23 protein-coding genes are annotated in these 21026 nt (G+C 68.7%); 8 read left to right on the top strand and 15 right to left on the bottom strand.

Translation table 11 applies throughout. From position 1 onward, the window contains the following. Positions 1 to 7 precede the first annotated feature (7 nt). Complete coding sequence (mmsB, locus tag FR943_RS07700) at positions 8 to 880, top strand: 3-hydroxyisobutyrate dehydrogenase (protein WP_217155747.1); 873 nt, start codon at positions 8 to 10, stop codon at positions 878 to 880. A gap of 16 nt (positions 881 to 896) precedes the next feature. Here the strand turns inward: mmsB and FR943_RS07695 are convergent, their stop codons facing one another. After that, complete coding sequence (locus tag FR943_RS07695; protein WP_217155746.1) at positions 897 to 1685, bottom strand: HAD family hydrolase; 789 nt, start codon at positions 1683 to 1685, stop codon at positions 897 to 899. Between the two features lie 105 nt (positions 1686 to 1790). Here FR943_RS07695 and FR943_RS07690 point away from each other — a divergent pair, with 105 nt between their 5' ends. Beyond that, positions 1791 to 2453, top strand: coding sequence for a response regulator (locus FR943_RS07690; RefSeq protein ID WP_217155745.1), 663 nt, complete (start codon positions 1791 to 1793; stop codon positions 2451 to 2453). Next, on the top strand, positions 2450 to 3661 hold the full coding sequence (locus tag FR943_RS07685) for a GAF domain-containing sensor histidine kinase (protein ID WP_217155744.1): 1212 nt from the start codon (positions 2450 to 2452) through the stop codon (positions 3659 to 3661). Before FR943_RS07690 ends, FR943_RS07685 begins: the two co-directional genes overlap by 4 nt. On the opposite strand, the gene FR943_RS07680 is transcribed toward FR943_RS07685, so the two are convergent. After that, positions 3654 to 4244 carry a TetR/AcrR family transcriptional regulator gene (locus tag FR943_RS07680; RefSeq protein ID WP_217155743.1) on the bottom strand — a complete coding sequence of 197 codons (591 nt, stop codon included), beginning with the start codon at positions 4242 to 4244 and terminating at the stop codon, positions 3654 to 3656. The genes FR943_RS07685 and FR943_RS07680 overlap by 8 nt on opposite strands. 86 nt (positions 4245 to 4330) lie before the next feature. Between FR943_RS07680 and FR943_RS07675 the strand changes: the two genes are divergently transcribed. Continuing rightward, complete coding sequence (locus FR943_RS07675; protein WP_217155742.1) at positions 4331 to 4714, top strand: nitroreductase family deazaflavin-dependent oxidoreductase; 384 nt, start codon at positions 4331 to 4333, stop codon at positions 4712 to 4714. Between the two features lie 8 nt (positions 4715 to 4722). Here FR943_RS07675 and FR943_RS07670 read toward each other — a convergent pair whose 3' ends face one another. The 10 genes from FR943_RS07670 to secY form a co-directional block, all read right to left on the bottom strand. After that, the gene (locus tag FR943_RS07670; RefSeq protein WP_217155741.1) at positions 4723 to 5226 is read right to left on the bottom strand and encodes a MarR family winged helix-turn-helix transcriptional regulator; all 504 of its coding nucleotides are present in this window, start codon (positions 5224 to 5226) and stop codon (positions 4723 to 4725) included. Positions 5227 to 5274: 48 nt separating this feature from the next. Continuing rightward, positions 5275 to 6336, bottom strand: a complete 1062-nt coding sequence (locus FR943_RS07665; RefSeq protein ID WP_217155740.1) for a pyridoxal phosphate-dependent aminotransferase — start codon at positions 6334 to 6336, stop codon at positions 5275 to 5277. Between the two features lies 1 nt (position 6337). Next, positions 6338 to 7375, bottom strand: coding sequence for a 3-oxoacyl-ACP synthase III family protein (locus FR943_RS07660; protein ID WP_217155739.1), 1038 nt, complete (start codon positions 7373 to 7375; stop codon positions 6338 to 6340). An 8-nt stretch (positions 7376 to 7383) separates the two neighbouring features. Further along, on the bottom strand, positions 7384 to 8064 hold the full coding sequence (locus FR943_RS07655; RefSeq protein ID WP_217155738.1) for an SRPBCC family protein: 681 nt from the start codon (positions 8062 to 8064) through the stop codon (positions 7384 to 7386). Continuing rightward, entirely contained in the window at positions 8045 to 9751 is a 1707-nt protein-coding gene (locus tag FR943_RS07650) for a thiamine pyrophosphate-binding protein (protein WP_217155946.1), read from the bottom strand. Before FR943_RS07650 ends, FR943_RS07655 begins: the two co-directional genes overlap by 20 nt. A gap of 142 nt (positions 9752 to 9893) precedes the next feature. Beyond that, on the bottom strand, positions 9894 to 10631 hold the full coding sequence (locus tag FR943_RS07645) for a zf-HC2 domain-containing protein (protein WP_217155737.1): 738 nt from the start codon (positions 10629 to 10631) through the stop codon (positions 9894 to 9896). Next, entirely contained in the window at positions 10628 to 11254 is a 627-nt protein-coding gene (locus tag FR943_RS07640) for a sigma-70 family RNA polymerase sigma factor (protein WP_217155736.1), read from the bottom strand. The genes FR943_RS07645 and FR943_RS07640 overlap by 4 nt, the downstream gene beginning before the upstream one ends. A 90-nt stretch (positions 11255 to 11344) precedes the next feature. Next, positions 11345 to 12142 (bottom strand): type I methionyl aminopeptidase, encoded by a 798-nt coding sequence (gene map / locus FR943_RS07635; protein ID WP_217155735.1) that lies wholly within the window; start codon positions 12140 to 12142, stop codon positions 11345 to 11347. After that, positions 12139 to 12684 (bottom strand): adenylate kinase, encoded by a 546-nt coding sequence (locus FR943_RS07630; RefSeq protein WP_217155734.1) that lies wholly within the window; start codon positions 12682 to 12684, stop codon positions 12139 to 12141. Before FR943_RS07630 ends, map begins: the two co-directional genes overlap by 4 nt. After that, entirely contained in the window at positions 12681 to 14006 is a 1326-nt protein-coding gene (secY, locus tag FR943_RS07625; protein WP_217155733.1) for a preprotein translocase subunit SecY, read from the bottom strand. The genes FR943_RS07630 and secY overlap by 4 nt, the downstream gene beginning before the upstream one ends. 305 nt (positions 14007 to 14311) lie before the next feature. Between secY and FR943_RS07620 the strand changes: the two genes are divergently transcribed. Genes FR943_RS07620 through FR943_RS07605 form a run of 4 tightly spaced genes read left to right on the top strand, consistent with a single transcriptional unit; the run spans position 14312 to position 18033 of the window. Continuing rightward, positions 14312 to 15226 carry a class I SAM-dependent methyltransferase gene (locus FR943_RS07620; RefSeq protein WP_217155732.1) on the top strand — a complete coding sequence of 305 codons (915 nt, stop codon included), beginning with the start codon at positions 14312 to 14314 and terminating at the stop codon, positions 15224 to 15226. Between the two features lie 9 nt (positions 15227 to 15235). Continuing rightward, a complete protein-coding gene (locus FR943_RS07615; protein WP_217155731.1) occupies positions 15236 to 16141 on the top strand; it encodes an SAM-dependent methyltransferase in 906 nt (301 codons plus the stop codon). 8 nt (positions 16142 to 16149) lie between these two features. Then, positions 16150 to 17055: a class I SAM-dependent methyltransferase gene (locus tag FR943_RS07610; protein ID WP_217155730.1), complete on the top strand. Its 906-nt coding sequence runs from the start codon at positions 16150 to 16152 to the stop codon at positions 17053 to 17055. A 45-nt stretch (positions 17056 to 17100) separates the two neighbouring features. Then, entirely contained in the window at positions 17101 to 18033 is a 933-nt protein-coding gene (locus tag FR943_RS07605) for a class I SAM-dependent methyltransferase (protein WP_217155729.1), read from the top strand. On the opposite strand, the gene FR943_RS07600 is transcribed toward FR943_RS07605, so the two are convergent. Genes FR943_RS07600 through FR943_RS07590 form a run of 3 tightly spaced genes read right to left on the bottom strand, consistent with a single transcriptional unit; the run spans position 18030 to position 20922 of the window. Next, positions 18030 to 18539, bottom strand: a complete 510-nt coding sequence (locus tag FR943_RS07600; RefSeq protein WP_217155728.1) for a DUF3830 family protein — start codon at positions 18537 to 18539, stop codon at positions 18030 to 18032. The two genes, FR943_RS07605 and FR943_RS07600, sit on opposite strands and share 4 nt — an antisense overlap. After that, positions 18536 to 19942: an amidase gene (locus FR943_RS07595; RefSeq protein WP_217155727.1), complete on the bottom strand. Its 1407-nt coding sequence runs from the start codon at positions 19940 to 19942 to the stop codon at positions 18536 to 18538. Before FR943_RS07595 ends, FR943_RS07600 begins: the two co-directional genes overlap by 4 nt. Further along, entirely contained in the window at positions 19939 to 20922 is a 984-nt protein-coding gene (locus FR943_RS07590) for a D-2-hydroxyacid dehydrogenase (RefSeq protein WP_308170493.1), read from the bottom strand. Before FR943_RS07590 ends, FR943_RS07595 begins: the two co-directional genes overlap by 4 nt. Positions 20923 to 21026 lie beyond the last annotated feature (104 nt).

Genomic DNA, 21026 nt, shown 5'->3' with positions numbered 1-21026 from the left:
AGGGTCAATGGCGACGATCGCATTCTTGGGGCTGGGCAACATGGGTGGCCCGATGGCGGCCAACCTGGTGACCGCCGGACACACCGTCCGCGGCTTCGACCCGGTGCCGGCCGCACAGGAAGCGGCAAAAGCCAACGGCGTCACCGTGTTCGACACCGGCGCGCACGCCGTCGAAGGCGCGGACGTGGTGATCACCATGCTGCCCAACGGGGCGTTGGTGCGCAGCTGCTACGACGAGGTGCTGCCGGCCGCGGCGCCGGGCGCGCTGTTCATCGACAGCTCCACGATCTCGGTCGACGACGCCCGCGACGTGCACAAGCTGGCCGCCGGCAAGGGCTTCGCACAGCTCGACGCCCCGGTGTCCGGCGGCGTGAAGGGCGCGGTGGCCGGCACGCTGGCCTTCATGGTCGGCGGCTCCCAGGACGCGGTGGCCGCTGCCCGCCCGGTCCTGGAACCCATGGCGGGCAAGATCATCCACTGCGGCGCGGCCGGCGCGGGTCAGGCCGCCAAGGTGTGCAACAACATGGTGCTGGCCGTGCAGCAGATCGCGGTCGGTGAGGCGTTCGTGCTGGCCGAGAAGCTCGGGCTGGACAAGCAGGCCCTGTTCGACGTGATCACCGGTGCCACCGGCAACTGCTGGGCGGTGCACACGAATTGTCCGGTGCCCGGCCCGGTTCCGACCTCCCCGGCCAACAACGACTTCAAGCCGGGCTTCGCCACTGCCCTGATGAACAAGGATCTCGGGCTGGCGATGGCCGCGGTCGAGTCCACGGGCTCCTCAGCGCCGCTGGGTACCCATGCCGCCGAGATCTACCGCGCATTCGCCGAGGAGCACGCGGACAAGGATTTCAGCGCCGTCATCGAGACGCTGCGCGGCTGATGTCTGCGCGCTGGAGCTAGGCCGCGGACGGGCTGCGCTGCGCCCACCACTGGGTGTGCAGCCGCTGGCAGACCGGCAGGCGCAGGGCGTCGGCCCCGTCGTAGTCGGGCCGCACCGTGATCGCCTCGGGCACGCCCGGGCCGGCGTCGGGGTCGATGAGCACGCCGGCCATCCCGCCGCGGTTGGCGGCCCGCAGGCTCGCCGCCGAACCCGTCATGGCCAGCGCGTCGGGACCGGCGACCCCCAGCTCGGCCAGCGCATGCTGGTACAGGCCGGAAGTGGTCGCGTCGTCGGTGGTCACCACGGTCTCCACCAGGCCCTCACCGACGAGCTGACGTACCAGGGGCTCGGCCCAGCGCCGGCGGCCGGCGGCAACCACCCCGACCGGCAGTCCGACGAGGAACGCGTCGTTCACCAGATCCTCCAGGCCGGGCCGCGGGCTCAGGCCGGCATCGAGGATCATCTCGTCGAACATCATGTCCTTGGTCATGCAGATTTCGTCGGCGAGCACCTCGGTGAGCACGTCGCACTCGGTGCCCACGCCCCGCTTGCGCAGCTCGGCGGTGACGCGCTGGCGTTCGTCGTGCAGGGCCAGCAGCTGTTGATAGCGGGCGACACTCCAGTGGATGGGCAGGCCGTGCGCGGCGAAGGCGGCGTTGAACACGACGCGATGCCCGTCGACGTCGAGGTCGGACAGCGCATCAAGGTCGAATATCAGGGCACGCAGCGGATGATTGCCGGCATCGGCCTGCGCACAGTCCCACCAGAACCGACCGGCCCGCCATGACTTCTCTTGTAACGACACCCCATGAGAGTGGCCTACATCACATCCGCTGCGCGTCCCCCGTAGGGGGGATTGAGCCGGTCAAGTTCCTCTACCCGCCGCCTCACCCCCTTTAGGGTGATGTTCATGGCGCCCTCCAGTCCAGTGCGCCTTGTGCTGGTCGATGACCACGAAATGGTCATCGAGGGTCTCAAGGCCATGCTTGCCGCGTTCAGCGACCGGGTCGAGGTGGTCGGTCAGGCGGTCGGCGCCGAGCGCGCGTTGGGCGTGATCGAGGCGGTCGATCCCGACATCGTGCTGTGCGACGTGCGAATGGAGGGCTCCAGCGGCCTGGACCTGTGCCGGGTACTGCGAGAGCGCGAGCCCGAGCGCAAGGTGGTCATGCTGTCGGTGTACGACGACGAGCAGTACCTGTTCCAGGCGCTGCGGGTGGGCGCGGCCGGATACCTGCTCAAGAGCATCAGCAGCGACGAGCTGGTGCGGCAGATCGAGTTCGCCCACAGCGGGCAGACCGCGATCGATCCCGGCATGGCGGCCCGCGCGGCCGGCACCGCGGCCCGGCTGCAGCGCGACGAGTTCTGGCCCGGGGTGCGCCAGGGCCTGACCCAGCGCGAGAGCGAGATCCTGTCGTTCGTGGTGGCCGGGCTGTCGAACCGCGGGATCGCCAACAAACTGGTGATCGGCGAGGAGACGGTCAAGACCCACCTGCGGTCCATCTACCGCAAGCTCGGGGTCAGCGACCGGGCCGGCGCGGTGGCCACCGCGCTGCGCGAGGGCATCTACCAATGACCGACAAGCCCGCGCGCGAACTCGGCCCGATCGACCTGACCGCCGATCGGGAGCTGGCGCTGCTGCGCGAACTCATCCAGGCCGCCTCCAGTGGGCCGGGCGTGGAACCGCTGGCCGCCGCGGCAGCCCGGATGATCACCGATGCCACCGCCACCGACGTGTGCTTCGTGCACGTGCTCGACGACTCGGACCGGTCCCTGACGCTGGCCGGGGCCACCCCCCCGTTCGACGCCGAGATCGGCAAGATCCGGTTGCCGCTCGGCCAGGGCATCTCCGGGTGGGTGGCCAGCCATCGCCAGCCGGTGGTGATCAGCCACGACAAGGAATCCGACCCGCGCTACAAGCCGTTCGAGTCGCTGCGGGGGCGTGACTTCACCTCGATGGTGTCCGTGCCGATGGAGACCGGACCGGGCGGTCTGGTCGGCGTGCTCAACGTGCACACCGTGCACCGGCGCGAGTTCACCCCGCGCGACGTGGAGTTGCTGTTGGTGATCGGCCGGTTGATCGCCGGCGCGTTGCACCAGGCCCGGCTGCACCGCCAGCTGGTGGCCCGCGAGCGGGCGCACGAGAATTTCGTCGAGCAGGTGATCCAGGCGCAGGAGATCGAACGACGCCGGTTGGCCGGCGACATTCACGACGGCATCTCGCAGCGGTTGGTGACGCTGTCCTACCGGCTCGACGCCGCGGCGCGCGCGGCCGAGCCGCACGTGGTGGCCGAGCAGCTGACCGCCGCGCGTGAGCTGGCCGCGCTGACGCTGCAGGAGGCGCGGGCCGCGATCAGCGGGCTGCGCCCGCCGGTGCTCGACGATCTCGGCCTGTCCGGTGGGCTGGCCAGCCTGGCCCGCTCGATCCCGCGGCCACCGATCGACGTCGACCTGGCCGAGACCCGGCTGCCTGATCACATCGAGCTGGCGTTGTACCGGATCGCCCAGGAGTGTCTGCAGAACGTGGTCAAACATGCCGAGGCCGATCGGGCCCAGCTGACCTTCAGCGTGGACGACGGTGTGGCCCGCCTCGAGATCGTGGATGACGGAAAGGGTTTCGACACTTTCGAGCATCCGTTGGGCAGCGACGAGATGGGTGGTTACGGGTTGTTGTCGATGGCCGAGCGGGCCGAGATCGTCGGCGGCCGGCTGCACATCCGGTCCCGCCCGGGTGCGGGCACCACGGTGACTGCGGCCATCCCGCTGCCTGCCGTCCTCACCTGAGCCCGGGCCCGTCGAGATGCACCCGCACGGCAGACACCGCGCGGGCGATGAGCTCCTCGGTGGGCTGCGATGCGATGGGCTCGATCCGCAGGATGTGGCGCAGGTAGGCGATGCCGAGGAGTTGTCCCATGGCCAAGTCCACCCGGAACTCTGCGTCGGTACCGGTCAGGGCGGTGGCGATCTGCGGGTAGATCCGTTGCTCGATGAACTGACGGACCAGGGTGGCCGATTCCTCGTGGGTGGCCGCGCCGCGCAGGATCGCCAGCAGCGGCGCGCGGGTGTCGGGGTGTTCCCAGAGTTCGAAGAACACCCGGGTGAGGCGTTCGGCCAGGCTGCCGCCGTCGGTGTCGAGGATGCGGGCGCCGAACTGCTCGGGGTCGAACGGCCAGCCCACCGTGGCCCGGAACAGGTCGGCTTTGCTGCCGAAATAGTGCCGGATCAGGGCGGGGTCCACCTCGGCGGCGGCCGCGATGTCGCGCAGCGAGGTCTTGTCGTAGCCGCCCTCGGCGAACATCGCCCGGGCGGTGGCCACCAGGTGTTCGCGGGTGTCGGGGCGGCCGGGCCGTCGTCCACGTGGCGGCATACCCAGGAATTCTACAGTCGTTGACTTCTGCCGGGCGGCGGAGCTACGCTCAGAACATTAATTCCACAACCGAGGAGTTATCTCTGATGCCCGCTCCCCGCTGGGTCGCCCAAGCCAACAAATTCGGTCTGAACAAGCTCACCCGGTTCATCGCCCCATGGGCGCCCGGCTGGGCCGTCGTCATCCACCGAGGCCGCAAGTCCGGCCGCACGTTCCGCACCCCGCTGTGGGCGTTCCGCAGACCCCACGGATACGTCATCGCACTGACCTACGGGCCGCAGGCCGACTGGGTACGCAACGTCCTGGCCGCGGGCGGATGCGAGCTGGAGTCCCGCGGCCACCGGTACCGGTTGACCGCACCGCAGGTCTACCGCGACGAGAACGCCACCGAGATGCCGGCATTCATCCGGTTCATGCTGCGCCGGGTGATCAAGGCCCCGGAATTCCTCAGCCTGCAGATCGCCGACTGACCGGTCACTCAGAAATCGCCGGAGTTGCGGCGCAGCGTCTCGATCGAGGCCACCAGTGCCTGGGACTGCTCCTCCGACATCCCGACGTCGGCGAACACCTGCTGGTTCAGCGTCACGGTAGCGTCCTCCACCGTGGAGCGCCCCAGATCGGTGATCCGCACCAGCGTGGTGCGCCCGTCGGTGGGATGCGGGATGCGTTCCACCAGGCCGTTGGCTTCCAACCGGCGGATGGCGTGCGTGACGCTGGTGACGTGCACCTGCAGCCGGTCCGACGCCTTGGTGATCGGCAGGGCCCCGGCCCGGCTGAAGGCCAGCAGCCGTAACAACTCGAACCGCGAGAAGCTCAGATCGTAAGGCCGCAGCGCGGTCTCCACCCGGGCCAGCAGGATCTGATGGGCCCGCATCACCGAGGTCACCGCGACCATGCCGCCGGCCACATCGCCCCACCCCGCGGCCTCCCAGTTGGCGCGGGCCTGCGCAATGGGGTCACGCTTGTCCGGTGGCGAGGTCACGCCTCTTCTTACCGCATCACCGCTCCGGGACCGCGCATTCGGTGGCCATTACCCGCTGGGGGCCGTGGAGCCGGCAGCGGCGCGGGCCGCCGTCACCGCACCCAGCACCGCGCGGGTGGACTGCCGCGATCCGACGGTGATCCGCACCCCGCCGTCGGCGTAGTGGCGCAGCTGAAGTCCGGTGCCGTCGAACACGTCTGGCCACCGCATCGCTCCCCCGGGCAGGAACACGAAGTTGGCCTGTCCGTCGGTGCTGCAGACGCCCAGGCCGCGCAACCGCATCTGCAGATAGCGGCGTTCCGCGGCGATCATCCGGATACGTTGGCGCAGCTGACTTTCCGCGGCATAGGAGGCCGCGACGGCCACCTGTGCGCTGAGCCCGATACCGAACGGCAGCTGCATCTGCCACAGCCGCAGGCCCAGATCGCGGGCGCAGAACCCGTAGCCGATCCGCAGCCCGGCGAGCCCGTAGGCCTTCGAAAAGGTGCGCACCACCACGACATTGCCACACCGCTCGACCAGGCTGGGCCCGTCGATGCGATGCCGGGCGTCCAGGAACTCGACGTAGGCCTCGTCCAACAACACGATCGTGTCGGCGCCCACCCGGGCCAGGAAGCGCTCGATCGCGGCGGCCGGTTCCACGGTTCCGGTGGGATTGTGCGGCCGGCACAGCACCACCACCCGAGCTGCCCGTCCGGCGTCGGCCATCGCCTCCAGATCGTGGCAGCCGTGCCCGTCGAGTGGCACCGTCACCGTGCGTAACCGGGCCAACTGCGCGAAGATCGGATATCCGTCAAAGGTGGGCGCCGCCAGCACGATGGTGTCGCCGGGACTGGTGACCGCATGCAACACCTGCATGATCACCCCGGTCGCCCCGGCGCCCACGATCACCTGTTCCTCGGCGATGCCGTCGTGATCGGCGATCAGCGAGCGCAACCGCTGCGGCAGGAACTCCGGGTACCGGTTGGCGGCCTCGTCGCACACCCGCAGCGCCGAACGCACCGCGGGCAGTGGCGGGAACGGACACTCGTTGAGCGACAACGCCAATGGGTTGACCGCCTGCGGCAGGGCGTCGACCGCCTCGACGAGTGCGGCGCGTGGTGCAGCCATCTCAACTGCATTCTCCGGCGCGCCCACCCCAGCGGACCGCTGCCGCCGCCGCGAAGTCGCCGGCGTGGGCGAAGGCCGCCATGAGCACGATGCCGCCGGGCTGCACCCGCCCTGCCGTCACCGCCCGATCGAGGTTGACCGGAACGCCTGCGGCGAACAGGTTTCCGCACTCGTCAAAAGTGTCGACATGTCGCTCGGGTGCCAGCTCGAGGGCTTCACGCCAATTGCGCAGGAACACCCGGTTGGGCTGGTTGGTGACGAAGAGGTCGATGTCCTTGGGCGCCACCCCAATTCGGTCGCACACCGTATAGGACACCTCGGGCACCTGCCGGTTACCCCGGGCCAGCACCTTGGTGATCTTGCTTTCGGTGAACCCGATGCACGCCTGCCCGGGCCCGGCCTGCCACCACTTGCGCGGCGGGTCCATCACCACCGTCATATCCCCGGCGTATTCGCCGTAGGTCCGGCATTCCACGTCGAGGACCGGTGCGGCGCCTGACACCGTCACCAGACCCACCGCGGCCCCGTCACCGGGCACCGCGGCCTGCGCCTTGCGCCGGATGTCAGGTTGGTCGAAGACCGTCCCCGCGGCGTTCTGCGCGACAGCGATCAGCGCGGTTCGCCCCTCCCCCGCGCCCAACAGGGTGCGGGCCACCTTGAGACCGAGGATGAACGCGGCGCAACCACCGTTGTGCAGGTCGATCACCCAGGTCGGGGCCATCCCGAGGCGGTGCGCCATCCCGCCCCCGCCGCCGTGGAACGGCATGTCGGGCAGTTGGGTGTGGGTGATCAGCACATCGGCGCCGGTGACGACGTCGGCGCCGTGACGTTCGATCAACCCGGCCGCGGCGCGTTCGATCATGTCGATCGCGGTTTCGTCGGGTGCCACATGATGCCGGAAACGTGGCGCCCGGAACATCACGTTCTCGGCCAGCGCGTCGGTTTCGGCAAAACCGGCGTAGTAGTCGGCGCCGACCGGATCACCGGGCAGGTACGTGGACACGTCGATGAGGCTGACGGGGCGGTTCTCGTCGGACATGAGCGCGTCTACTTCATCCAGGCCGGGGTGACCGGCAGGCCGTTTCGGTGCCGGTACTCGACGATTGCCTTGAGGTTGTGCAACTCCAACAGGTGGCCGGGGCCGAACATGTCCCAGAAGTCACCCACCCAAACCGGCCGTCCCGGCGGCGCGGTCTCCGGATAGGGGTTCTCGTCGTAGAACGGATGATGGCAATTCGTCCACAGCACAACCGATCCCGGCCGGTCCAGGACCACCTCCGCGTCGACGACGCGCATCAGGTAGATCATCCACAGATGCTTGCCCTGATCCCAGGCGCAGTGGTAGTCGACGGTCCGCGCGTCGCGGTGGGCCACGGTGCGGGTGTAGATCTCGCTGCCCGGGCCGGCCGGCCCGGCGCCGAGTCGGTCGTGGGCCAGCCACAGTCCGGGTTCCTCGGTCTGGGTGAAACCCCGCAGGCTGTAGGTCCACTCCTCCAGACAGCGGGTGTCGGACAGGTAGTCGAACAGTTCGTCTGGTGGGCAGTCGATCAGGTCGTTGACCGTGCAGTACTGGCCGAACACCTGATCGTGCGGGTAGACCGATCGCATCATGTCCATGATGAGCGGGGTGGCCTGCTCCTTCGGCGAGGTCTCGATCCGGATCAGGCCGTCGATCGGGGTGCGGCTGCCGCGGTGGATGGCGATGTCTTCAAGCGCAGGTAGTGACATGGGATCTGGGCTCCTCGGCAATCGTGGGCTGGGTGAGAAAGGCGGCGAAGGGCGGGATTTCGTCGGCCGAGCATTCAATGCTCAGTACCGACGGGCCGTCGGCCGCCAGCGCCGCTCGCACCGCGGGTGACAGTGCGCGGAGCTCGAGGACATCGACGGCGGGCAGGCCGGGGAACATCGTGGCCAGCCCGGCCCCCAGCCGGCTCGGCCCGAACCTGTTGTAGGAGTAGCGGTCGCCGTAGAACAACTGCTCGCGGGTGACGCACATGGCGTGGGCGTGGTTGTCGAACAGTACGAAGGTGATCGGCAGCCGGTACTGGACCGCGGTGTGGATCTCCATGCCGTGCATGAAGAATGAGCCGTCCCCGGCGATCACCACGGTGCGCCTGGGCCTACCCGTCCCCGGGGTGCGGGCCCGGTGAAACGTCATCCCGATTCCCGCACCGAAGCTGTAGCCCATCCCGCCCATCCCGAGCGCCACCAGGAAACGCCCGTCCCGGCGGGCCGGCAGGTAGTGGATGGTCGCCGCGCCGACATTGCCCGCGTCGACCACGATGTCGGTGTCATCCGGCAGGGCCGCATCGAGTGCACTCAGCGCGTCGCGGTAGCGGATACCGGGGCCGTCATACGCCGGGGGCCGTAATTCCGTGTGCCCCACCAGATCCGGCACCGTTGCGGCAAGTCCCAACCCGGACACCATCCGCGCCACCTCGGCCAGTGACACCCGTAGATCCTCGGAGTGCACATGAGTGCACGACGGGTAGGGCAGCGCTGCGCCGATCGAATACGTCGGCACCCGCTCCAGGGTCGCATCGAGACCGGCCCGGGCCGTCACCGTCATCCTGGTACCGACCAGCAGGCACGTCGCGCTGCGCGACGCGGCGGCGACCACCCCGGGATGGCCCATCACACCGGTGACCCCGAGCGTCGGGACCGCGCCGCCGGCGACATCTTTGGCATCGGGCACCGTCGCCACCTGCGCCCGCAGCACGGCCCGCAGGCGTTCCAGTTCGGCCCGGGCGTCGTCGCGGGCCACCTGTTCGCCGGCGATGATCGTGACCGGGCCGTCAGCCTCGGTCAGTGCCTGCACGAGCGGGCTCAGATCGCCGTGGCGGACCGGCCGCCGGATGACACACCCGCCGCCGTCGAGGACGCCCGCGAGGTCGGCCTGCTGAATGTCCTTGGGCAACAACAGCACCGCCGGGCCGCCGGTGCGTGCCGCGGCGACTGCCTCGGGCAGCGCGGTCACGATGTCGCCGGGTGCACACACCCGCCGGCAGTACACCGAGACGGCCGAGAACAGCGCGTGCGCGTCGAGGCTGCCGTTGGCTCCGCTGGTGTCCTGGAAGGCGCCGCGGCCCTCGAGTGCCGTCGGCGCCTGACCGACGAGTGCCAATACCGGCACCCGGCTGGCCAGCGCCTCGCCGAGCCCGGCCACCGTGTTCAGCGCGCCGCCACCGGAGGTCGCGGCCACCACGCCGATCCCGGCGCCACTGCGGCTGTAGCCGTCAGCCATTGTGGCAGCGCAGAATTCGTGCTTGGCCAGCACCGCGGTGATGTCGTCACGGCTGTGCGCCGCATCGTAGAGGTCTTCGATGTTCGCGCCGTCCACGCCGAAGATGTGCGAGATCTTCTCGGCGGCCAGCACGCCGACGATGTGGTCCACCACCCTGCCCCGGCCGGCCATCGCCTCACCCACTTCCGCGTTCTGTCCAGTGATACGACCGAACGTCGGGAACGGTTCAACCAAACCGCCGAAACCGCATTCCGGCCGCCAAAGTGCGAGTGGCGACCTGCTGGAATGCGGTTTCGGCGCAGGAGAAGGAAAGTCAGAGCTGCTTTTCCAGCAGCACCTTGCCGTCGGGCGAGGTGACCAGTTGTACGGCGGCGATGTCGTCCATCGCCTTCTGGGTGTTGGCGCTGGGCAGCGCGGTGGCCCCGGACAGCCCCAGCCAGGTGGCGATCTCCTCACGGCTGCCGTCGCGGCCGATCACCACCATGCCCAGGTTCTGCGGCGGGGCGTCCTGCTTGCCCCAGTTGCCGTAGCTGCAGGCCATGTCGATGCGGGTGCCCCAGGCATAGCTGCTCATCGCGATGCTGGCGTTGATCGGTGTGTCGGACACCTTCGACATCGCCATCATCTGCGCGCTCTGCTGCGCTGCGGTCCCGCGGTGCAGACCGACCACCTCGGGCCGGATCCCGATCAGCACCCCGAGGGCCAGCAGCACCGCGGCCACCCCGACCGCGGCCGTGGTCACCCACCGCGACCGGCGCCGCCGCCAGCTCACCGTGGCCAGCACGGACTCCAGCACCTCGGGCCGCAGCGGCGGATCGGGCTGCTCGGATTCCAGGGCGAGCACGTCGTCGAGGTCGAGCATGGCCAGCAGCGCGGGCATGCCGCTCAATTCGGCCACCGCGGCGCGGCACCGCTCGCAGCCCTCCAGATGGGCCTCGTACTCGCGTCGCTCGCTGCCGTCCAGCGATCCCAGCACGTACGCCGCGTCCCAGGTCCGGTAGCGGTTGGATTCCACCGGGTCAGGGAGGTGGGGCACACCGAACTGTGTCATCGTGTCACCCCCATCTCTTGCAGGTTGAGTCTCAGTGCGCGTACCGCGTAGTGCAGCCGCGACTTCACGGTGCCCTCGGGTATCTGTAGGTCCTCGGCGATCTGCCCCGTGGACCAGCCCTGGTAGTACGCCCGCCGGACCACCGCGCGGTGTTCGGCAGAGAGCTCCCCCAGGGCCGTGCTCAACAGGATTCGATCCAGTGCGGTGTCCACCTGGTCCGGTACGCCGGACGTGCCGGCATGGTCGGCCACCTGTTCGGGGTCGGCCACCCCGGTTTCGTTGCGAAACCTGGCGCTGCGACGTTCATCGATGATCATGTTGCGGGCCACGGTGAACAACCAGGCCCGTGGGGATCGGTCGTATCCGGGCGCGGCGTCGGCCGGATGAGCGCTTGCGCGAAGACCATCAGGCTGCGGATGAGCGCTTGCGCGAAGACCATCAGGCTGCGATTGAGCGCTTGCGTGGAGACCGTCGGGCCGATGCCGCCAGGCCCGCAGCAGCGTCTCCTGCACCACGTCCTCGGCCCTGGCCCGGTCCCCGGTGAGCCGCAGGGCATAACGCCAGAGCGCGGCAGCGTGCTCGTCGTAGAGCGCCCGCATCATCGCCGTTTCCGGATCGTCCATTCCCTACCTCCGTCAGTGACACGACGATGGTGGTGATCCGGTTCATTACAACCGTTACCCGGCCGAACGCGCCAGCCTTGGCGCGCCGGGTCACTGGGTGAGGATTCGGGGCCCGTCCTCGGTGACGGCGACGGTGTGCTCCCAGTGCGCGGCGCGGCTGCCGTCGGTGGTGACGACGGTCCAGTCGTCATCGAGGATGCGGGTCTTGGTGGTGCCCAGGGTGAGCATCGGTTCGATGGCCAGCACCGAGCCGGGCTGCAGGTACGGTCCGCGTCCCGGCTCGCCCTCGTTGGGCAGGAACGGGTCCATGTGCATCTGGCGGCCGATGCCGTGGCCGCCGTAGCCGTCGACGATGCCGTATGCCCGGTCGTCGCGGGCTTCGGCGGCGTGGGTCTCGACCTCGATCGCGTGCGAGACGTCGGTGAGCCGGTTACCGGGCAGCATCGCGGCGATCCCGGCCTCCATAGCTGCTTTCGTGGCCGCCGACAGCGCGTCGTCCGCGGGGATCAGGGTGCCGATGCCGAAGGTGACGGCCGAGTCGCCGTGCCACCCGTCGACGATCGCACCGCAGTCGATCGACACCAGGTCACCGGCGGCCAGGATCTCGCCGGCCGAGGGGATACCGTGCACCACACGGTCGTTGACCGAGGCGCAGATACTGGCCGGGAATCCGTGGTACCCGAGGAACGACGGCACCCCGCCGCCGTCCCGGATCACCGATTCGGCGATCTGGTCGAGCTCCAGCGTCGAGACTCCGGGTATCGCGGCGGCACGGACCGCGCGCAGCGCCGCGGCGACGAGCGCCCCGGCCACCGCCATCGCGTCCAGTTCTCCGGCACTGCGCTGCGCGACGACCCTGCGCTTGCGCAACCCCGGCAAAGTGATCACTTACCCAGGGCGTGCAACGCGCGGGCGAACACCTCGTCCAGCGCGCCCACCGCGTCCACGGTCTTCAGATCGTCGCGGTAGTACTCCAGCAGCGGTTCGGTCTCTTCGCGGTAGACCTTCATCCGGTTGCGGATCACCTCATCGGTGTCGTCGGCGCGGCCGCGGCCCTTCAACCGGGTCAGCAACTCGTCCTCGGACACCTGGAACTCGACCACCGCATCCAGCTTGGTGTTACGGGCGGCGAGCATGTCGCGCAGGGCTCCGGCCTGCTCGACGGAGCGCGGGTAGCCGTCGAGAATAAACCCAGCAGCCGCGTCCTCTTGGTCGATCCGGTCCTCGACGAGCCGGTTGGTCAGCTCGGCGGGCACCAAGTCGCCGGCGTCCAGGTAACGCTTGGCCTCCAGGCCCAGTGGGGTGCCGTCACCGATGTTCTTGCGGAACAGGTCGCCGGTGGAGATCTGCGGGATGCCGAGCTTCTCGGACAGCTTCTCTGCCTGCGTGCCTTTGCCCGCTCCGGGCGGTCCGAGTAGGACGACTCTCACTTCAGGAACCCTTCGTAGTTACGTTGCATGAGCTGGCTCTCGATCTGTTTGACGGTATCCAAGCCGACACCGATCATGATGAGAACCGCGGTTCCGCCGAACGGCAGATTCTGTACCGAGCCGGTGTTTCCGATCTCCAGGAACAGGTTGGGCAGGACGGCGATGACACCCAGGTAGATCGAGCCGGGCAGGGTGATGCGGCTGAGCACGTACCGCAGGTAGTCCGCGGTCGGCTTGCCCGGCCGGATGCCCGGGATGAACCCGCCGAACTTCTTCATCTCGTCGGCACGCTCGTCGGGGTTGAAGGTGATCGACACGTAGAAGTACGTGAAGAACACGATCAGGGCGAAGTAGATCGCGATGTACACCGGGTCTGCCGGGTTGGTCAGGTAGTCGGCGACGAATTTGTCCCACCAGCCCGAGCCGGGGTTGGAGCTTCCGCTCTGGATCAGCTGGGTGATCAGGTGCGGGATGTAGATCAGGGAGGACGCGAAGATCACCGGGATGACGCCGGCCTGGTTGACCTTCAGCGGCAGGTAGGTGGACGTGCCGCCGTACATCTTGCGGCCGACCATGCGCTTGGCGTACTGGACCGGGATGCGGCGCTGACCCTGCTCGACGAACACCACACCGACGATGATCAGCAGCGTCGCGGCGACGACTGCGGTGAACACCAGGCCGCCGCGGCTCTCCAGGATGGTCTGGCCCTCGGACGGGATCCGTGCGGCGATACCGGCGAAGATCAGCAGCGACATGCCGTTACCGATGCCGCGCTCGGTGACCAGCTCGCCCATCCACATCACCAGGGCGGCGCCGGCGGTCATCACCAGCACGATCACGATCAGGCCGAAGATCGAGCTGTCCTGGATGATGTCGAGATTGCAGCCCTGCAGCAGACCACCGTTGGCGGCCAGCGCCACGATGCTGGTGGCCTGCAGGATCGCCAGCGCGATCGAGAGATAACGCGTGTACTGCGTCATCTTGGCCTGACCGGCCTGGCCTTCCTTCTGCAGCTGCTCGAACCGCGGGATCACCACGACCAGCAGCTGCACGATGATGCTGGCGGTGATGTAGGGCATGACGCCCACCGCGAACACGGTCAGCTGCAGCAGCGCGCCGCCGGAGAACAGGTTGATCAGCGAGTAGATCTGCGCCGAATCTCCGCCGCTGACCTGCTCGATGCACTTCTGCACGTTCGGGTAATTGACCCCGGGCGACGGGATCGATGCACCGGCCCGGTACAGGATCACCAGGCCCAACGTGAACAGGATCTTGCGTCTGAGGTCGGCCGTCCGCAGCGATGAGATGAAAGCCGAAAGCACTCTTCCTCCTGCGCAGCCGACCTCTCAGCGCGGCGTGCCAAACGGGGCTGGGTGGAGCCAGCGTCAATGGTCAAGTCATGTCCGGCCGCCTGCAGGCGCACAGCCTGCGAACTCAGCCGTCAAACAGTCTACGAGAGTAACAGTTGGCCCTGAGGAGGGCCGTGCGGGCGCCTCCGCCGAATGGCCGGATGGCCGGACTAAGGCGGTCTTCAGATTCGCGGCGTACAGTCGGCGCCAGCTCATTACACCAGCTAACTAACACGTCATTTTCCACTGCATGTTTTCACTGAACAAAAGGGGTATCCATGGTCCGCACTGCTGATGATTCATGGGATCTGGCATCCAGCGTGGGCGCCACGGCGACCATGGTCGCGGCGGCGCGTGCGATGGCCACCAACGCCGATGACCCGGTGATCGACGATCCGTTCGCCGCGCCGCTGGTCCGCGCGGTCGGCATGGATTTCTTCACCAAGCTCGTCGACGAGAACTTCACCACCGAGGGTCTCGACGAGGAAGCCGCGACCGGGCTGACCCGGTTCGCCAACAGCATGGCCGCCCGCACCCGCTTCTTCGACGACTTCTTTCTGAACGCGTGTCGCGCCGGGATCCGGCAGGCGGTGATCCTGGCCGCCGGGCTGGACTCGCGGGCCTACCGCCTGCCCTGGCCGGACGGCACCGTGGTCTACGAGATCGACCAGCCCGAGGTGGTCGAGTTCAAGACCCGCGCGCTGGCCGATCTCGGCGCCGCCGCCACCACCGAGCGGCGCACCGTGGCCATCGACCTCCGCTTCGACTGGCCCGCCGCGCTGACCGCGGCCGGCTTCGATCCCACCGCGCCGACGGCTTGGATCGCCGAGGGGCTGCTGGGTTACCTGCCGCCGGAGGCCCAGGATCGTTTGCTCGATCAGGTGACCTCACTGAGTGCGCCCGGCAGCCGGCTCGGTGTCGAGGGCGTGCCCGCCACCGAGACCAATGACGAGGAGTCGATCCGGGCCAAGATGCAGGAGTTCACCGAGCGCTGGCGCGCCCACGGTCTGGACATCGATCTCAACGAGTTGATCTACCTCGGTGACCGCGCCGACGTGATGACCTACCTGACCGGCCACGCCTGGCAGACGACCGGCATCTCGTCGAACGACCTCTTGGTCCGTACGGGCCTGCCGCCGGTCGAGGATGAGGCGCACGCGGCCTCGGTGCTCTACATCAGCGCCGAACGGTAGGGGCGCGCGATGGCACGGTCTGACAGCGACACCTGGGATCTGGCCTCCAGTGTGGGCGCGACGGCGACCATGGTCGCCGCGGCCCGGGCGATCGCCACCGCCGAATCCGATCCGCTGATCAACGACCCGTATGCCGCGGCGCTGGTGCGCGCGGTCGGGCTCGAGTTCTTCACCAAGCTCGTCGACGGCGAGATCCCGCTCGACGGCGAGTTGGCCACCGGCGCCGCGCTGATGACCGGCGTGATGGCGGTGCGGACGAAGTTCTTCGACGACTTCTTTGTGTCGTCCGGCGATGCCGGGATCCGGCAGGCGGTGATCCTGGCCTCGGGCCTGGACTCGCGCGCCTACCGGCTGCCCTGGCCGGACGGCACCGTGGTGTACGAGATCGATCAGCCCGAGGTGATCGGCGCCAAGTCGGCCGCGATGACCCGGATCGGTGCCACCCCGACGGCCGAACGCCGCACCGTGGCAGTTGATCTGCGCGAGGACTGGCCCGCGGCCCTGGGCGCCGCCGGGTTCGATCCGGCGGCGCCCAGTGCCTGGAGCGCCGAGGGACTGCTGGCCTACCTGCCGCCGGACGCCCAGGATCGGTTGTTCGACAACGTCACCGCACTGAGCGCCCCGGCCAGCCGGCTGGCCACCGAATTCCATCTCCCCGGCATGGCGGCGAACCTGCGCGAGCGCGGCCAGGTGTTGAGCGCGCAGTGGCGGGCCCACGGCCTCGACCTCGATCTGGCCGATCTCTGGTACGACGGCGAGCGCAACTCGGTGGTCGACTACCTCACCGACAGCGGCTGGTCGGTGACCGCACGTCCGCGCCCCGACCTGTTCGCCGACTACGGGCGCGCCTTCCCGACGGGCGACGACGCTGCGCCGCAGCGTAATTCACTGGCCGTCACCGCGATACGAAACTAGGAGAAGACATGGCACGCACCGAAGGTGACACCTGGGACCTGGCCACCAGTGTCGGCGCAACCGCGACCGGGGTCGCGGCCTCGCGCGCACTGGCCACCAAGCAACCCGACCCCCTCATCGACGATCCGTACGCCGATGCGCTGGTACGCGCGGTCGGCGTCGAACACAGCATCCGGCTCGCCGACGGCGAGGTATGTGTCGAGGGCGACCCGATGCTGGACCGGCAACGCATGTGCGAGCAGATCGCGGTGCGCACCCGATTCTTCGACGACTTCTTCCGCGCCGCGACCGAGGCCGGCATCCGCCAGGCGGTGATCCTGGCCTCGGGTCTGGACACCCGCGCCTACCGGCTGGCCTGGCCGGCCGGGACCACGGTGTTCGAGGTGGACCAGCCCGCGGTTCTGGAGTTCAAGACCCGCACCTTGTCCGGGCTCGACGCCGAGCCCGCGGCCGCACTGCACACCGTGCCGATCGACCTGCGCGACGACTGGCCGGCCGCCTTGCGCGCCAACGGCTTCGATCCCAGCGCACCCACCGCCTGGATCGCCGAAGGTCTGTTGATCTACCTGCCGCCGGAAGCCCAGGACCGGCTGTTCGACAACATCACCGCGCTCAGCGCCCCGGGCAGCCGGCTGGCCACCGAGCACATGGATGCCGAGGTGGTGTCGAAGGACTGGACGGCGCGGGTCAGCCAATGGTCCAAGAAGGTCGGCACCGACGTGGATCTGACGGAGCTGTTCTATTCAGGTGAGCGCGCCTCGGCCCGCGATTACCTCGCCGGGCACGGCTGGGACGTCACGGTGCAGCCCACCGAGCAGGCGTATGCGGCCCACGGCTTCACGCTGGCGTCCGAACTCGCCGATCTCGCTGCCGGCTCCGGGTACCTGTCTGCGATCCTGAAGACTGCGAACTAGACAACCCGTCTGCACTCCCCGTCTGCACGAGCAGGAAGGCGCACTATGGCACGCACCGACGGCGACAGCTGGGATCTGGCCTCCAGTGTCGGCGCAACCGCAACGTTGGTGGCCACCGGGCGGGCGATCGCCAGCCAGGATTCCCACGGCCTGATCGACGATCCGTTCGCGGCACCGCTGGTCCGCGCAGTCGGCATCGAGGTGTTCACCAAGATGGTCGACGGTGAACTGGACCTGGCGTCGATGGCCCAGCTGGCTCCCGACGCCGCCGAGCGGGCCCGGGCCAACATCGACGAAATGGCGGTGCGCACCCGGTTTTTCGACGACTTCTTCGCCGACGCCGGCAAGGCGGGCATCCGCCAGGCGGTGATCCTGGCCTCGGGTCTGGATTCGCGGGCCTACCGGCTGGCCTGGCCCGAGGGCACCGTGGTCTACGAGATCGACCAGCCCGAGGTGATCGAGTTCAAGACCCGCACCCTGGCCGGGCTCGGCGCGGAGCCGAAGGCGCTGCGCCGTACCGTGCCGATCGACCTGCGCGAGAACTGGCCGGTGGCGCTGAAGGCGGCGGGTTTCGACCCGGCCAAGCCGACGGCGTGGTGCGCCGAGGGGTTGTTGATCTATCTGCCGCCACGGGCCCAGGATCAACTGTTCGACCACATCGCCGCTCTGAGTGCACCCGGAAGCATGGTGGCCACCGAGTTTGTGCCCGGGCTCAAGGATTTCGATCCGGAGAAAGCCCGGGCGGCCGCGGCCATGTTCAGCCAGATCGGGCTGAACATGGACATGCCGTCCCTGATCTATCACGGCGAAAGGCCTTCGGCCGCGGATTATCTGGCCGCCAAGGGCTGGGACATGACCGGTACCTCCCGGTCCGAGCTGTTCGTCCGTCACGAGCTGCCGGTCCCGGACCGCGACGAGAACGATCCGATGGGCGAGATCGTCTACGTCAGTGGAACTCTGGAAGAAGACAAGGATTAGGCGGCCCGGGCGAAACTCAGTGTTTCGCCACGGACTCCGCCCATCCAGAGGTCCTGACAGGCCGCGGCCATCTCCTCCAGGCCCTCGGTGATCGTCCCGAACACGTTGCCGGGCACCCAGCCCTGGTCGCCGTTGATCAGCAGATTGTTGCGTCCGTAGAACAGCGCGAGGTCCACGATCCGGCCGGTGGTCCCGGTCCCGGTGGTGTTCTCGTAGCCGTAGGCTGGGTTGCCCAGGTCGTCGGAGTCGAACGAGAACCAGCACAGGTCGCCGGGGATCGGCGTCACGGTGGTGTTCTCGCTGCCTGGGTCGGGGCCGAAAGCCGGGAACAGTGTGTAGATCTCGTTGCGTGCGTACTTGCCGTGGAACACCGGTGCGGACAGTGTTTTTCCATCGGGCAGCGCATCCCACACGGCTGCACAGGTGCGCGGCGCCTCCGCGTCGAGCAGGCGCGCCACACACGTGACCCCGCGCTTGGCGAGCGACACCGTGATCAATCGGCTCATCCGACCTCCTCTGTGCACAACGACGGCACCCGCAGATGCCAATCCGTGGCGTTCTGATAAGCCTGCCCCACCCGCAGCACCAGCGCATCCGCGTGCCTCGGGCCCACGATCTGCATTCCGATCGGCAGTCCATCCGCATTGAACCCGCACGGCACCGAAAGGGCCGGCTGCTGAGTCAGGTTGAACGGATAGGTGTAGGGCGTCCAACTCGTCCAATCGGGTGAGCCGCAACCGTCCGGCACGTCCCGGCCGAGGGGAAATGCGGTCATCGGCACCGTCGGGGTGACGAGTACGTCATAGCGCTGATGGAAGCGGCCCATCAGCTCGCCGAGCGCCATCCGCACCGCCATGGCATCCAGGTAATCCGATGCCGTGTACGTCGCCCCGAGTTCGGCGGTGCGCCGCAGGCCGGGGTCGAGCCGCTGCGCATCAGGGCCATCGAGCTTGCCCTGCAATACTTTTGCCTCACCCGAGAACCACAACACGTGAAATGCTTCCGCCGGGTCGGCGAAGCCGGGGTCGGCCGCCTCGACGTGGGCGCCCGCCTCCGCCAGGACGCCCACGGCGGCCCGTACCGCTGCGCCGACCTCGGGATCGTTGGCACCGAACCCGAGATCCGCGGAATAGGCGATCCGCAGCCCGTCGATGCCCCGGTCCAGGCCGGCGCTGCAGGCCACCGCGGGCGTCGGCATCGCCGACCAGTCGCGGGGATCGAATGCGGTGACGATCTCCAGCAGCGCCGCGACATCGGCCACCGATCGTGCCATCGGGCCGGCGTGCGAGAGGGTTCCGAACGGGCTGGGCGGGTACAGCGGGATGAGTCCATAGGTCGGTTTGAGCGCCACGGTGCCGGTGAACGCCGCCGGGATGCGGACCGAACCGCCGCCGTCGGTGCCGACCGACCAGGCGCCCATGCCCAGGCCGACGGCCGCGGCGCTGCCGCCGCTGGACCCGCCCGCGGTCCGGCCCGGATCCCACGGATTGCCGGTGGCCCCGTACCGCGGTGAATCGGTGACGCCCTTCCACGAGTATTCGGGTGTGGTGGTCTTGCCGAGCAGGACGGCGCCCGAATCACGTAGTCGCGCCACGCTGGGCGCGTCGGACTCCCAGGGCCCCGCCTCGTCGACGAGCCAGCTGCCGCGCAGTGTCGGCCAGCCACGGGTCCACAGCGCATCCTTGATCGAGGTGGGGATGCCGTCGCCGGGGCCCAGCGGCCGGCCCGCGCGCCACCGGGCCTCCGACGCCCGGGCCGCCTGAAGTGCGCCGTCGGCGTCGAGGAGCACGAACGCGTTCACTGCGGGGTTGTGCCGGTCGATGGCGGCCAGACAGGCCCTGGTGACCTCGACCGGGGACAGCGACCCGCTGGAATAGGCCGACCGCAACTCGACCGCTTGCGCAATCACGTTGTGCCGCTTGCCACGTAGCCCAGCTTCTTGTCCACCACATTGAGCAGGGGTCGGCCGGTACGCCACCGCTGCAGGTTGTCGGTGAACTGGGCAGCCAGAGTGTCGCGCCACCCGCGGATGTCGCCGGACATGTGCGCGGTGATCACGGCGCCGGGGGCATCCCACAGCGGGTGATCGGTGGGCAGCGGCTCGACGTCGAACACGTCCAGGGTGGCACCGCCGATGCTGCCGGAGTCCAGCGCGGCCAGCAGCGCGGCCTCGTCCACTATCGGGCCCCGGGAGATGTTCACCAGGTGCGCATCGGATTTCATCGCCGTCAGCACGTCCTGGCCCACCATCCCGCGGGTGGTGTCGGTGAGCGGGGCGGCCAGCACCAGGTGGTCACACCACCTGACCGCGGCGGCCAGGTCAGTGTGTGCCACCACGTCGCCGAAATCCGGATCTGCGGTCCGGGCCACCCGGCCCACCCCACGGACGTCCAGGCCGGCCGCGCGCAACAGCCGAGCGGTCGCCCGCCCGATGCCGCCGGTGCCGACCACGAGGGCACGTGCCCCGGCGATACTGCGGGTCTCGCGGTGCCGCCAGAGGTGCTGTCGCTGGAAGTCGTGACTCGCCTGGCTTCCCTTGGCATAGGCCAGTATTGCCGCCAGGACGTATTCGGCAATGGGGCGGTCGAATACGCCGCGGGCGTTGGTGACCACCACATCGGAGTCCCGCAATTCGTCGAACAGCAGGGTGTCGACCCCGGCCGCGGTCACGTGGATCCATTCCAGCGTGTCGGCATCGGACCACACGCGCTGTAGCGCGGTGGAGAAGTAGTCCCACAACAGCAGTGCGTGGGCACCGCGCAGGGCCGCGCCGAGAACGTCGGCGTCGCAGTAGCGGAACTCGACGGAGGGGTCGGCCAACCCCGGTATCCGGTCGGCCTGGCGCTCACACAACACCGCGATCACCGGTCTGGCAGCGGAAGGCGGCACGCTTCGAGGCTAGGAACGCTGTCGTAGGATTGTCAACAATCTGTTGCCGGTTGGGCCGTTCGGCCTCACACTATGGAGATGACACTCGGGGAAGTGCTTCCTCC

It is taken from the genome of [Mycobacterium] fortunisiensis, assembly GCF_019050325.1.
Taxonomy (GTDB): Bacteria; Actinomycetota; Actinomycetes; order Mycobacteriales; family Mycobacteriaceae; genus Mycobacterium; species Mycobacterium fortunisiensis.
This window is presented reverse-complemented; position numbering and strand designations above follow the sequence as displayed.

Coding starts and splice junctions, on each gene's coding strand:
- FR943_RS07600 (WP_217155728.1), bottom strand. CDS start 18,539: ATGAGCCGATTGATCACGGTGTCGCTCGCCAAGCGCGGGGTCACGTGT.
- FR943_RS07615 (WP_217155731.1), top strand. CDS start 15,236: ATGGCACGGTCTGACAGCGACACCTGGGATCTGGCCTCCAGTGTGGGC.
- FR943_RS07640 (WP_217155736.1), bottom strand. CDS start 11,254: ATGGACGATCCGGAAACGGCGATGATGCGGGCGCTCTACGACGAGCAC.
- FR943_RS07655 (WP_217155738.1), bottom strand. CDS start 8,064: ATGTCACTACCTGCGCTTGAAGACATCGCCATCCACCGCGGCAGCCGC.
- FR943_RS07665 (WP_217155740.1), bottom strand. CDS start 6,336: ATGGCTGCACCACGCGCCGCACTCGTCGAGGCGGTCGACGCCCTGCCG.
- FR943_RS07685 (WP_217155744.1), top strand. CDS start 2,450: ATGACCGACAAGCCCGCGCGCGAACTCGGCCCGATCGACCTGACCGCC.
- mmsB (WP_217155747.1), top strand. CDS start 8: ATGGCGACGATCGCATTCTTGGGGCTGGGCAACATGGGTGGCCCGATG.
- FR943_RS07680 (WP_217155743.1), bottom strand. CDS start 4,244: ATGCCGCCACGTGGACGACGGCCCGGCCGCCCCGACACCCGCGAACAC.
- FR943_RS07620 (WP_217155732.1), top strand. CDS start 14,312: ATGGTCCGCACTGCTGATGATTCATGGGATCTGGCATCCAGCGTGGGC.
- FR943_RS07645 (WP_217155737.1), bottom strand. CDS start 10,631: ATGACACAGTTCGGTGTGCCCCACCTCCCTGACCCGGTGGAATCCAAC.
- FR943_RS07650 (WP_217155946.1), bottom strand. CDS start 9,751: ATGGCCGGCCGGGGCAGGGTGGTGGACCACATCGTCGGCGTGCTGGCC.
- FR943_RS07675 (WP_217155742.1), top strand. CDS start 4,331: ATGCCCGCTCCCCGCTGGGTCGCCCAAGCCAACAAATTCGGTCTGAAC.
- FR943_RS07610 (WP_217155730.1), top strand. CDS start 16,150: ATGGCACGCACCGAAGGTGACACCTGGGACCTGGCCACCAGTGTCGGC.
- FR943_RS07605 (WP_217155729.1), top strand. CDS start 17,101: ATGGCACGCACCGACGGCGACAGCTGGGATCTGGCCTCCAGTGTCGGC.
- FR943_RS07690 (WP_217155745.1), top strand. CDS start 1,791: ATGGCGCCCTCCAGTCCAGTGCGCCTTGTGCTGGTCGATGACCACGAA.
- FR943_RS07660 (WP_217155739.1), bottom strand. CDS start 7,375: ATGTCCGACGAGAACCGCCCCGTCAGCCTCATCGACGTGTCCACGTAC.